This is a genomic window from Pseudomonas synxantha BG33R (assembly GCF_000263715.2).
GTDB classification, from domain to species: Bacteria; Pseudomonadota; Gammaproteobacteria; order Pseudomonadales; family Pseudomonadaceae; genus Aquipseudomonas; species Aquipseudomonas synxantha_A.
The window spans coordinates 4,438,591-4,451,272 of record NZ_CM001514.1; the positions used below are offsets into that span (position 1 = coordinate 4,438,591).

The following is a 12,682-nucleotide window of genomic DNA, read 5'->3' on the forward strand; positions in this document are numbered from 1 at the left end:
TCAGTTCGATTTCGGATTGTTCAGCGAGTTGAGGGTGGTCAGGATGCTGGAGCTGCTGGCGTTGATCTGCGCGATCATGGTGTCCATGGCCGTGTACTTGGCGGTCAGGGATTTTTGCAAGGCGTCCATACGTCGTGTCAGGTCGGCCGTCTCTTTGGTCAAGTCGGTCAACTTGTTGTTGAGATCCGTCGCCCGGGTTGCCAGGGTGCCGGTGGTACCCACGTAGCTCTTCGTCGCCTTGTTCATGCGCGTGATCAAACCAGTGTCGCCGGTGAACAGCTTGGCAATATCGCCAGCGCCTTTGACTACCGCCTTGTCCCACGTCTTGTCATCCAGGCTCAGCAGGCCGGTTTTCTGATCGGTGGTGATACCCATCTGGGCCAGGCTGGTCATGGTGCCCGCGCCGGAGCCGCTGACCAGTTCGGAGCGCAGGCTGTTCACCAATTGACGCATTGATGCATCGCCGGTCAACGCACCGGCAGTGGTAGTCGACGCGTCACCGGTTGCAGTAACTTTGGTCTGGGTATTGATGGCGGTCATCAGCGTGTTGTACGCACTGACGAAGGACTGTACCGAGGTTTTCAACGTGTCAGTGTTACTGGCCACGGTAATGGTCGTCGGTTTTTTCACATCAATGGTGTCCAACAGCTCCAACGTGACGCCACTGATCGCCGACGTGATTTTGTTGCTGCTGGATGACATTGCAATGCCGTCGATGGAGTACTTGGCGTTGGTCGGCGGCGTGCCTTTGTCATACCCGCTGGCCAGTTGCGAATCACCGCTGAGGGTGATGTCGGTGCCTTCGCCCATATTGGTCGAGGTCAGTACCAGTCGCGCACCATTGGAGTCGCTCAATACGTTGGCACTGATACCCTGCGACGAGAGCTGGGTATTGATTGACTCTCGCACCTGTTGCAGGGTCGCGCCACCTGGAATCACCACATCGAAGCTTTTACCCGACTGGTTGATGGTCAGCGTCTGGTCTTCGTCTGTAGTGTTGGCCTTGCCCGAGGCACCCTCAGCATTCACCGCAGTGGTAACTTTTGAAGCGGTTGCCAGGTTATCGACTTGCAAAACGTACTTGCCACTGGATGCTCCGTCACCCAACGTCACCTTGGCGTTTTTCTCTTCCGAAGAACTTGCCGCCAGCCCATTGAACGCGGAGGGGTTATTCAACTTGGTGATCGCCGCCTGATAGGCCTCCAACGCCGTCTTGATCGAACCAACTGCCGACAACTGGACGGTGGCAGTTTTCTGCTCGTTGGTGATCTGCTGTTGTTTAGGCGCTTGTTCAGCCCCCACCAACGCCTTGACGATAGCTTGCGTGTCGTAGCCCGAACCAGGGCCGGAAATCGTTGAACTAGCCATTTTTCATTCTCCTTGTCCTGCGGCGGCCGTTTTTTTGGCGCTTAAACGCCTAGACCGCAATCAGAAACATGTTTCGTGCCAACTCAAGCCTTGCTATCAAACAACAGGCTGCCGGCATCGCTCAGGTTCTGCGCCAATTTCAGCGCGGTCTCCGATGGAATCTGTCGAATCACTTCACCACTGTCGGTGGCGATCACCTTGACCACTACCTTGCCGGTAGAGTCATCGATGGAAAAATCCAGGTTGCGCTGTGAAGCCTGCACAAACTCACGCATATCGGTAACAGCCTTCTCCAGCGCCACGCGCTGAGGCTCTTCACTCTTGATCGGCTCATTGCTGGCCACAGGCTGGGCCTGGGTTACCACTGCGCCAAGGTTGGCCGGGGCCGAAGCTGCGGGGTAAGACGAGGTCAGCTTGATGCTCATGTCCATGTCACCACCTCCAAACTGAAAAAACGGAAGGGCACGTCGTTAAACGCACCCTCCCGTTATTTAACCGCTAGCGCTATTACTGAAGCAGCTTCAGTACAGCGGATGGCAGTTGGTTGGCCTGGGACAGGATCGCAGTGGAAGCCTGTTGCAGGGTTTGTTGCTTGGTCAGCTCAGCCGCTTCAGAAGCGAAGTCAGCGTCTTCTACGCGGCCTTTGGCAGCGGAGGAGTTCTGCGAAATGCTCTGCAGGTTGGCGACGGTGCTGGTGAAGCGGTTTTGTACGGCACCCAGCTGCGAACGCTGGCTGTCGATCTGCTGCATGGCATCGTCCAGAGCCTGGGTAGCCTGCTGCGAAGCAGCGGCAGTCAGGATGTTCAGGTCGGAAACGCTGGTTTCCATGGTGACGGCGGTTTTGGTGCCGGCCGCTGCAACAGCGGTCAGACCCAGTGCAGCCAGGCCAGTACCGGCGCTACCATCCTTGATGGTGATGTCTTTGTCAGCGAACAGGTTCAGGGTGCCGTCAGCGTTTTTGCTGGCTTGAACACCGGTGCTGGCGCTGTTGATCGAAGAAACGATCGCGTCAGCGGTGTCACCTTTCTTGAACTTGACTTCAACGCCGTTCACATCGATGGAGGTGTCAGCGGTCAGTTTGGCTTGGGAAGTACCAGCGGAAAGACCCAATTGCGACAGCGAACCCGCAGAGGTGTTGGACAGCTTGATGTCCTGGCCACCACCGGAGGTCACTTTGACACGACCATCAACCAATGTAGCGGTTGCACCAGCACCCGCAGCAGCAGCGATGTCAGTCAGCACGTCAGCCATTGTATCAGTGGCAGTCCAGGCTACAGCAGTGCCGTTAACCGAGATACCGCCAGTCAAACCCATTGCGGTGGTGCCGGTAGGGGTACTGTTGGTAGCTGGAGTAGCACCTGCAGTCAGACCGAGTTTGGCCAGGCCCGCTGTTGCGCCGCCGGTAGCGGAAGCGCCCAGGGTAATAGCACTTTTCGAGGTCAGAGTAACGACACCAGCAGCATCAGCGCTAGCAGTAACACCAGTGGTAGCTGTTTGAGCGTTGATAGCAGTAACGGCAGCAGTACCGGCTGCTGCACCAGCAGCGGCAACACCCAGAGTAATTTCAGTACCGTTAATGGTGAACGCGTCAGTTGCAACAGTTGCCAGTGCTGCGGCACCACCGGTTACGGTGGCTTTAGTACCGCCCAACACGGAGCCGGTCGAAGTAGCAGCCAGACCAGTCATCGCGGTGCCATTTACAGCAGCTTCTTTGTAGTTACCCTTCAGCGCAGTCGAGCTGATGTCGGTCATACCGAACGAGATAGTCTCGTTGGCGTTGGCGCCGATCTGGAACGCTACGTTGCTGAACGAGCCGTCGAGCAGGTTACGACCACCGAAGGTGGTGGTGCTGGCGATACGGTTCAGCTCGCCCACTTTAGCGGTGAATTCCTGCTGCAGGGAAACACGGTCAGCGTCGCTTTTGTCACCGTTGGACGCTTGCAGGGCGAGTTCACGCAGACGCTGCAGGGTGTTGGTGGATTCTTGCATCGCGCCTTCAGCGGTCTGGGCAATCGACACGCCGTTGTTGGCGTTGGCGATGGCAACGTTCAGGCCTTTGACCTGGTTGTTCAGACGGTTGGCGATCTGCATGCCGGCAGCGTCGTCTTTGGCGCTGTTGATTTTCAGGCCGGAGGACAGACGGTTCATCGACTGGCTCAGGGCGTCGGAAGCTTTGTTCAGGTTCTTCTGGACACCCAGGGAGGTGATGTTGGTGTTTACTGATAATGCCATGACGAAATCCTCGTGATTTGGATACTGCGGCTTCCGGCCCTGGCGACCGCCGGGTGTGGCCTAGAGAACCTACGTAATAGTTATCGTCGTGGTAGCCGGTTGCTTGAGGATTTTTTTGATTTTTTTTAGTAGCCCTGTGCCAGCCCTTGTATTTCAAGGGCTTATGCAGGCACAGAAGCCCGGTTTCATTGGCTTTTCTGGCGCCAATAAAAAAACGCCGATGATCGAAGGATCATCGGCGTTTTTTATGCAGCGGCTAAAACATCACGGGCGATAGAGAATCGCCGAGCCCCACGACAGGCCCACACCAAACCCGCTGATTGCCACACGCTTCCAGGTAGCGTCCATCACGTGCTTTTCCAGCAGCAACGGGATGCTCGACGACACAGTGTTGCCGGTCTCGACCATGTCCTTGATGAACTTGTCCACCGGCGCCTCTTCAAAGCGACGCGCCACGGCATCGACGATGGCCGCACTGCCCTGGTGGATGCAGAACGCATCGATGTCATCGGCCTTGAGGTCCGACTCTGCGAGCAACTCGTGCAAGTGCGCCGGCACTTTCAGCAGCGCGAAGTTGAACACCTGGCGGCCGTTCATGAAGAACACGCCGTCGCTGACTTTGAGGTGCGGCGCGCCGGAACCGTCGGTGCCGAACTTGGATTTGCCCAGCAACCACGGCGCATCTTCGCCCATCCAGGTGGCGGTGGCGGCATCGCCGAACAGCATGGTGGTGTTGCGATCTTCCGGGTCGACGATCTTCGAGTACGGGTCTGCAGTGATCAGCAGGCCGTTTTTCAGGCCGGCGGCTTCCATGAAGCCCTTCATCGCGTAGATGCCGTAGACGTAGCCGGAGCAGCCCAGGGAAATATCGAAGGCGGCAACGTGGGTAGGCAGGCCCAGTTTGTCCTGAACGATGGCGGCGGTATGAGGCAGGCCCTCTTCATCGCCGTTCTGGGTGACGACGATCAGCGCGTCGATGGACTCACGCTTCAATTCGGGGTTGTTGGCAAACAAGGCGTTGACTGCTTCGACGCACAGATCGGAAGTCTCCTGTGCAGCTTCCTTGCGCGGCAGGAACGCCGAGCCGATCTTGCCAATGATGAATTCTTCATCCTTGGCGAACTTGGCACCCTGGGCGTAGTTATCGATCCCGTCCGCCGGCACGTAACTGGCGATGCTTTTTATGCCAATCATTGTGGCTTCCCAATACTAAATAGCTGGAGAACACCCCTCGGGCTATGCCGGAAGTGCTGACAATAAAGGGGATAACCCCATAAAAATCCCGGTGAAAGCCGCCCGATGAAGGCCCTGTGACGACTTATCCTTTTCACACGATACAGTGAAGATGCGCTTTATGACTCACAGGTCACTCAATTTTGCGTGGTTTATGCAAAACGTTTCAACAATTGCGCCACGGAAACGACGACGGCCCAGCCTGTTTCCAGGCTGGGCCGTCGTGCACAGCGCCGATCACATCTTGTTGAACAGGCTCAACTGCGAGATTTTCACAAAGGCCAACTGCGAAGCCTGCAACATGGTCTGCTGCAAGCTCAGGTTGATGGCGGCTTCGGCGAAGTCGACATTGCCCAGGGCATTCATGGTGGTGGTATTGGCCAGGTCCAGGCTGACGTTTTCCTTGGACTGAATATCCAGGCCATTGAGGCGCGCCCCCAGGGAGCCGCGCGCCTGGTCGATCTGGCTGTAGGCATTGGTCAAGTTGCCAATGGACTTGGCCACCACATCCTTGAGCTCCTTCTGCGCCGCCGGGTTGCCGTCTGACGGCGTTTCCAGGATTTTGCGCAAATGGCTCAAGGTGTCGAGGACATTCTCGTTCTTGTTGCTGGTGGCACTGATCGAAAACTGGTCGCCGGCTGCCGGCGCCGGTGCGGTGGTGACATCGAAGGTCACGCCCGCCGCCGTGATTGACGTTGCACCAGCTGCCAGGGTGCCACTGGCAATGGATTTACTGTCTGCGGTATACGGCTGCGCATACAGATCATAGGCACCGGCCGCGCCAAACTTGACGACGACACCCGAGTTGGGAAAGGTGCTGGCGTATGCCGCCGGATCGCTCACCGTGCCGCCGCTCAGTTGCGCAGTGGACGGATTGCTCGGGGTGCGCGAAACACTGAAGGTGTCCGGCTTGACCGACAAGCTGAACTCGCGATCCTTGACGATGGCGTCCGATGGCGCGCCGGGCAGTATGTCTTTGCCCAGTACGTCCTTGCCCAGGTTCAAGCCGATGTCGAACTTGACCCCGCGCAGATTGATACTCGAACCGCCTTCCTTGGTGGCATCGAAAGTGCCGTTGCCCGGAATCTCCGAGGTGATGTCCTTGCCGGCATTGTCCGTTACGACATATTGGGTGCTGCTGGTGAAGGTCAGCTTGTACGGCTGGCCGTCGGAAAAACTGCTGTTATAGCTGGTGTTGGCCGCGATCAACCCGGCAGACACGGTGACCTTGCCATCATCGACCGCTGGCGGCACGAGGATCGGTGCTGTTTGCGTACGGCCCGTATTCGCCGAGCTTTCAAGCATGCTCTTGGCGGTATTGCCCATGGCGACCGACAGGTTCTCCGCCACCTTCAGGCTCAGCGGCGTGTCATCGCCCTGGTAGCTATAGGTGCCGTCATTGTTGCGGGTGTAGGGAGGCGTGTCGGTCTTGCTCCCGGAGAACAGGTAATTACCGCTGGCGTCCTTGGTATTGAGCAGGCCCAGGACCTGATCTTCAATGGCGCCGATCTCGGCGGCAGTCGACTTGCGGTCAGCATCGCTGATGCCGACGTTACCCGCCTTCAGCGCCAATTCACTGGCGCGTTGAATCGCGATATTGATGTTTTCCAGCACGCCGTCCTGGGTGGTCAGCGAATTCTTCAACGTGTCGATATTGCCGTTGAACTGCGCCAGCATGTCTTTCTGCTGCTGCAGCATCAGCAACCGCGCCGCCGCTACCGGATCATCAGCGGCGGTTTGCACACGGACACCGGTGCTGGCCTGGTCCTGGGCCTTGACCACGCTGGAATAGTTGCTCTGGTACTTGGCAGAGCTGGTCTCGAAATACTGCTGTGTAGAAATACGCATCGTCCCAGCCTCCCTTAAAGAGCATTCATCAGTGTGGTGAAGGTTTCCTGCGCAGCCTTGATGATCTGCGACGACGCGGTGTAGTACTGCTGGAACTTGATCATGTCGCCGGCTTCGTCATCCAGGTTGACCCCGGACACCGAGTTGCGCGCATCTTTATTGGCGCTCAGCAACGCACCGGTGGCGGCGCTGTCGACCCCGGCCTGGCTGGCCTTGGCGCCGACAGTGGAGACCAGCTTGCTGTTGGCCCCCACCAGGCTGGTGCCCCCGTTGCCCTCGCCCATGCCAACGGTGGCCTTGGTTTGCAGGTTCAGCAGTTCCTGGGCGTTTCGGCCATCGGATTTGCCGCCGCTGTTGAAGGCGAAGGTGGTGCTGTCGCCGTCTGCCGGGGAGCCATTGACAGTGGTGTCGAACTTGAAGCTCTTGCCGGGGATGGCTGCACCGCTGGCGTCGCGCATCGGTACGTCGACGGTGATCTTGTTGCCCTGCCCCGGGATGATTGAGCCAGTGCCAATCGGGTTGCCCTTGGAGTCGCTGATCGTATACGACTGCGTACCGTCGGCGGCGGGTTTGCCGAACACCATCTTCACCGGCATCGAGTTTTCAATACCGGCGCGCAACTGTGCGGTGTCGGTGCCGCCATGGATGTCCAGCGGCACCGTCAACGACGGCTGGGTAAATGTGCCTGTGCCGCTGTTGGTCTTGCTGCTGGTACCCGCCAGCGGGCCGGCAAACGCCAGCTTGTTGGCATCGGTGAGTGCTACACCCATACCGCTTGCGCCGGTGGCGGTCGGGCTGACTTTGAAGCTGTCGCCAAACGCCATGGCGCCCTTGCCGTCCAGCGCCAGGGTAAAGCCATCCATGGTCGGCGGCGGTGTGGAGCCCATGTCAAAGGTGCCCATGGCCTTGCCGTCCGAGCGCAACACGGTGACCTTGTTGGGGTCGGTCTTGTCGCTGAAGGTCACGGTGTAGTCAAACGTGGACAACTTACTGCTGTCCTTGATCGTCACGTTCAGGTTGCCGGCCCCGGCACTGTTGCCCGAGGCGCCCTGGCTGCGCGACGCAATGGCGGCGGCACTGTTGATGTCTTTGAACAGCGAAACGCCAAAGTCACCATTGAGGTCCAGGCCTTGGCCCAGCTGGTTATTGATGGTGTCTGCGGTTGCGATGGCGATACGGCCCAGGTCGTTGATAGCCGGCATCAAGGCATCACTGCGATAACGCAACAGGCCACCGATGCTGCCGCCACTGATGACGCCGCCCAGGTCCATGGTGGTGCCGTTCATGTCCAGCTGAATGGTGTACTGGCTGTTATCGGTTTTGCTCGGCACTGCGGAAATCGTATTGGAGATCCCGCCCTCCACCAGGGACTGGCCGCTGCCGGTGGTCACGCTGAACTGGCCGTTCTTCTCGGTGGCCGTTACGCCGATCAGCTCATTGAGCGAGCGTACCGCCTCGTTACGCGAGTCCAGCAGGTTGGCCGGCGCATTGCCCGACGCGCCTTGCACTTGGGAGATCTGCTTGTTGAGCGAGGCAATGGAGGCGGTCAATTGATTGACCTGCTCACTCATGCTGCTCAGTTGGTTGTTGATAGTCTCTTTCTGCTGGGTCAATTGCGTCGAGATCGCGTTGAAACGGCTGCTCAGGGTCTGGGCGTTGGTCACCAGCAGTTGGCGGGCCGACAGGTCGCTGGGGTTGGACGCTGCGGTTTGCAGGGTAGCGAAGAACGAGCTGAGCACCGATGACAGACCGGTGGTCTTGTCCGACAGCACTTTGTCGACGGCGCCGACCTGATCCAGATACGCCTTGGCATCGTTGTTCAGGGCCGTGCTGTTCTGGTAGGCAGTGTCCAGGTATTCGTTGTACACCCGGCGCACGTCGGCCAGGGTGGTACCAGTGCCGATGAACACACCGCCGAACGGGTTCGACGCGTTAGTATTCTGCGTGGTCTGCTGACGCGAGTACCCTGGGGTATTAACGTTGGCGATGTTATTACTCAAGACCGACAACGATCCTTGAGCGGCGTTGAGCCCTGACATCCCGATACTGAGCAAACTCATGATTCAGACCTTATAAATGTGTGGTTGCGCCAGCGGCAGCGTAGTTCTGGTAACTGTTCATGGTTTTTGCGATCTGCGAAATCTTGCTGGCGTAATCCGGGTCGGTTGCATAACCGGCTTTTTGCAACTCGCGTACAAACTGTTCCGGGTTGTCGGCTGATTTCACAACTTCTTTATAGCGATCATGGCTTTGCAGCAGGGTCACGAGGTCGTGGAAGCTGTCCTGGTAGGAGCTGTAGGAACGGAACTGCGCCGTTTCCTTGACCATCGCACCATCGCGAAACTCGCTGGTGATCGCACGGGCCTGGCCGCCCTGCCAACTCTGGCCGGCCTTGATGCCGAACAGGTTGTGGCTGCTGCTGCCGTCTTCGGCACGCATGACCGATTTGCCCCAACCGGTTTCCAGCGCCGCCTGGGCCACCAGGTACTTGGGATCGATGCCAATCCGTGCGGCGGCGGCCTTGGCCATCGGCAGCATGGTGGCGACGAATTCATCCTGGGAGCTGAAGGCTTTCTTCGCCGGTGCCAGCGGTGGCTGGGCAATGGCGCGGCCATACACCTGCATGCGCCCGCTCGGTACGGCAAAGGTGCGCGCACTGCTGTTGATGACGTTGTCATCGGCGGCACTGTTACGCAGCGGCGCGGCCTTGGCCACGACCTGGGTACTGGGCACGATGCCGGCAAGCAAACGGTCAGTCAGCTTGCTGGGCAAGGCGATACGGCGCTGGTTCATCAGCTCCATGTCGTTGCTGTGAGACGCAACGGCCCCAGCCTGCGGCTCAGCCACGCGATAGGCCCACAATGGACGCTGCCCATTGGAGCGCCCCAACGGGCCCTCAGCCTGGGTACCGGCAGCAATCTCAGTCGGCACATCAACTTTCTTCACCGGCCCATCCGCCGCCGGGCCTTGCAAGGTGGCGGCCTGGGCCTCCACCGGTTTGTTCTTTTGCATCTGGCGCATCAGCACGTCGGCCAGGCCGATACCACCGCCCTCGCGGGACATCGAGACCGCCAGTTGCTGGTCGTACATTTCCTGATACTGCTTGGCCGCCGGGGTATTCAGCGGATTGTCCTTGCCCAGAGCGTCGGTAGCCGAGCGCATGGACTTGAGCATCTCGTTCAAAAACAGCGACTCGAACTCCTGCGCCACCTTGCGCATGTTGCCTTCGCTGTTCTTGTCATCACCGACCTTCAGCTGGTTAAGCCGATTCAGGTCGGAGTAAGACCCCGAGTCCGCCGTGCTGCTGATGCCGCTCTTGCGCATATCCATGGCCATGGCCTCAGATCACGATCAGGTCGGCTTGCAAGGCGCCGGCCTGTTTCAAAGCTTCGAGGATAGCCATCAAGTCGCCGGGCGCTGCGCCCACCTGGTTCACCGCACGGACAATCTCATCCAGGGTGGTGCCGGGGCCGAACTTGAACATCGGCTTGGCTTCTTGCTGGGCATTGACCCGCGAGCGCGGGACCACGGCGGTCTGGCCGTTGGACAGCGGGCCCGGCTGGCTGACGATCGGGTCTTCGGTGATGGTCACCGTCAAGCTGCCGTGGGTCACCGCTGCCGGCGAGACCTTGACGTTCTGGCCGATCACGATAGTGCCGGTACGTGAGTTGATGATGACTTTTGCCACCGCCTGGCCAGGGTCGACCTCCAGGTTTTCCAGGATCGACAGGTAGTCCACACGCTGGCTGGGGTCCAGTGGTGCGGTGACGCGAATCGAACCGCCGTCGATGGCCTGGGCCACACCTGGGCCGAGCATGTCGTTGATCTTGTCGACCACGCGCTTGGCAGTGGTGAAGTCGGAGCGATTGAGGTTCAGGGTCAGGCTGTTGCCCTGGTTGAAACCGCTCGGCACGGTGCGTTCAACCGTCGCGCCACCGGGAATGCGCCCGGCCGACGGTACGTTGACAGTGATCTTCGAACCATCGCGGCCTTCAGCGTCAAACCCGCCGACCACCAGGTTGCCCTGGGCAATGGCGTAGACGTTGCCGTCGATACCTTTGAGCGGCGTCATCAGCAAGGTGCCGCCACGCAGGCTTTTGGAGTTGCCCATGGACGAAACGGTGATGTCCACCACCTGGCCCGGCTTGGCGAATGGCGGCAAATCGGCACTGATCGACACCGCGGCAACGTTCTTCAATTGCACGTTGCCCGAGCCTGGCGGCACCTTGATACCGAACTGGGACAGCATGTTGTTGAAGGTCTGCAGGGTGAACGGCGTCTGGGTGGTCTGGTCACCCGTGCCATTGAGCCCCACCACCAGGCCGTAGCCGATCAACTGGTTGGAGCGCACGCCGGAAATACTGGCGATGTCTTTGAGCCGCTCGGCCTGGGCCACAGCACTCAAGGCCAGCAAGAGCGCCGTCGCCATCAGCTGTTTGAAATTCAAAATGGCCACCTAGAAAGGGAACAGCGGGCTAAGGAAGAAACGATCGAACCAGCCCGGCTGGCTTGCATCAGCAAACGAACCCGTCCCCGAGTAGGTGATGCGCGCATCGGCAATGCGCGTCGACGGCACGGTATTGTCGGTGGAAATATCATCGGCACGGACCATGCCGGCGATGCGCACCAGCTCGTCGCCGGTGTTGAGGGTCATCCACTTTTCACCGCGTATGGCGATGATGCCGTTGGGCAATACGTCGGCCACGGTCACGGTGATCGAGCCGGTCAGGCTGTTGCCCTGCCCCGCCGCACTCTTGCCGTTGGTGGCACGGTCGCCGCTGTAGCCGGCGTCCAGGCTCAGGTCACCACCGCCCAGCGGGTTGTTGGTGTTCAGGCCACCGCCGAACAGCGACGTCAGGCCGATGCTGGTCTTGCTGTTCTTGCCGATCTGCGAGTTGGCGTTCTTGCTGGCCTGGGTCTTCTCGTTGAGGGTGATGGTGATGATGTCACCGACCCGGAAGGCCTTGCGGTCGCTGTAAAGGTTCTGTTCGAAACCAGCCTGGTAGATCGAGCCGTTATTGGCCGCCGCCGGCAGCGGCGTGCGTGGCAACACCGGCGCGTAGTACGGGTCATTGGGCTTTGGCGTTGGGGCGACACAGCCCGCGAGCACGGCGATCCCACTCAATGCCAAAACGGAAACATAGCGATTCATGACCCTTACCTCATGGTGTTGCAGGCGCCGTCAAGAGCGCCCCATAGACGTGATTACAGATTCTGCGTGACGAACGAGAGCATCTGGTCGGCGGTGGAAATCACCTTGGAGTTCATCTCGTAGGCGCGCTGGGTGGTGATCATGTTGACCATCTCCTCAACGGTGCTGACGTTGGAGGTTTCCAGGGTGCTTTGCAGCGTGGTGCCAAACCCGTTCAGGCCCGGGGTGCCGATTTGCGGCGCGCCGCTGGAGGCAGTTTCCAGGAACAGGTTATTGCCCATCGCCTGCAAGCCGGCCGGGTTGATGAAGTCGGCGGTTTGCAGGTTGCCGATCACTTGCGACGCCGGGTTGCCGGCCACAGTGATAGACACGGTGCCGTCGTTGCCCACGGTAAAGGTCTTGGCATCCGCCGGAACCACCACGGCCGGTTCCAGGGCGAAACCGTTGGCGGTGACGATCTGGCCGTTGGAGTCCAGGTGGAAAGTACCGTCGCGGGTGTAGGAGGTAGTCCCATCCGGTTGCAGGATCTGGAAGAAGCCACGGCCATTGATGGCCATGTCCAGCGGCTGGCCGGTTTGCTGCAGGTTACCGGCGCTGAAGTTTTTCTGGGTGCCGACGATCTGCACACCGGTACCCAATTGCAGGCCCGACGGCAATTCGCTGTCCTGGGTCGATTGGGCACCTGGCTGCTTCTTGATCTGATAGAGCAGGTCCTGGAACTCGGCGCGATCACGTTTGAAGCCCGTGGTCGACACGTTCGCCAGGTTGTTGGAAATGGTCGTCAGGTTGGTGTCCTGGGCGGACAGGCCTGTCTTGGCAACCCATAGAGCCGGAAGCATGCTGTTCTCC

10 protein-coding genes are annotated in these 12,682 nt (G+C 59.3%); all 10 read right to left on the minus strand.

The window, feature by feature from the left end; translation table 11 throughout:
- The 10 genes from fliD to flgG all read right to left on the minus strand — a co-directional run bounded on the left by fliD (nucleotide 1) and on the right by flgG (nucleotide 12,672).
- Nucleotides 1-1,368 carry a flagellar filament capping protein FliD gene (gene fliD, locus PSEBG33_RS08150; RefSeq protein ID WP_005790092.1) on the minus strand — a complete coding sequence of 456 codons (1,368 nt, stop codon included), beginning with the start codon at nucleotides 1,366-1,368 and terminating at the stop codon, nucleotides 1-3.
- An 83-nt stretch (nucleotides 1,369-1,451) separates the two neighbouring features.
- A complete protein-coding gene (locus PSEBG33_RS08145) occupies nucleotides 1,452-1,799 on the minus strand; it encodes a flagellar protein FlaG (protein ID WP_005790093.1) in 348 nt (115 codons plus the stop codon).
- A gap of 76 nt (nucleotides 1,800-1,875) precedes the next feature.
- Nucleotides 1,876-3,600 carry a flagellin gene (locus tag PSEBG33_RS08140; RefSeq protein WP_005790094.1) on the minus strand — a complete coding sequence of 575 codons (1,725 nt, stop codon included), beginning with the start codon at nucleotides 3,598-3,600 and terminating at the stop codon, nucleotides 1,876-1,878.
- Between the two features lie 264 nt (nucleotides 3,601-3,864).
- Complete coding sequence (locus tag PSEBG33_RS08135) at nucleotides 3,865-4,794, minus strand: ketoacyl-ACP synthase III (protein ID WP_005790096.1); 930 nt, start codon at nucleotides 4,792-4,794, stop codon at nucleotides 3,865-3,867.
- A 276-nt stretch (nucleotides 4,795-5,070) separates the two neighbouring features.
- Nucleotides 5,071-6,681, minus strand: coding sequence for a flagellar hook-associated protein 3 (locus tag PSEBG33_RS08130; RefSeq protein WP_005790097.1), 1,611 nt, complete (start codon nucleotides 6,679-6,681; stop codon nucleotides 5,071-5,073).
- A 14-nt stretch (nucleotides 6,682-6,695) separates the two neighbouring features.
- Nucleotides 6,696-8,741: a flagellar hook-associated protein FlgK gene (gene flgK, locus PSEBG33_RS08125; RefSeq protein ID WP_005790099.1), complete on the minus strand. Its 2,046-nt coding sequence runs from the start codon at nucleotides 8,739-8,741 to the stop codon at nucleotides 6,696-6,698.
- A 10-nt stretch (nucleotides 8,742-8,751) separates the two neighbouring features.
- Nucleotides 8,752-10,017 carry a flagellar assembly peptidoglycan hydrolase FlgJ gene (gene flgJ, locus PSEBG33_RS08120; protein ID WP_032803660.1) on the minus strand — a complete coding sequence of 422 codons (1,266 nt, stop codon included), beginning with the start codon at nucleotides 10,015-10,017 and terminating at the stop codon, nucleotides 8,752-8,754.
- Nucleotides 10,018-10,021: 4 nt separating this feature from the next.
- A complete protein-coding gene (locus tag PSEBG33_RS08115; RefSeq protein WP_413817847.1) occupies nucleotides 10,022-11,131 on the minus strand; it encodes a flagellar basal body P-ring protein FlgI in 1,110 nt (369 codons plus the stop codon).
- Nucleotides 11,132-11,137: 6 nt separating this feature from the next.
- On the minus strand, nucleotides 11,138-11,833 hold the full coding sequence (flgH, locus tag PSEBG33_RS08110; RefSeq protein ID WP_005790104.1) for a flagellar basal body L-ring protein FlgH: 696 nt from the start codon (nucleotides 11,831-11,833) through the stop codon (nucleotides 11,138-11,140).
- A gap of 53 nt (nucleotides 11,834-11,886) precedes the next feature.
- On the minus strand, nucleotides 11,887-12,672 hold the full coding sequence (gene flgG / locus PSEBG33_RS08105) for a flagellar basal-body rod protein FlgG (RefSeq protein WP_005790105.1): 786 nt from the start codon (nucleotides 12,670-12,672) through the stop codon (nucleotides 11,887-11,889).
- Nucleotides 12,673-12,682 lie beyond the last annotated feature (10 nt).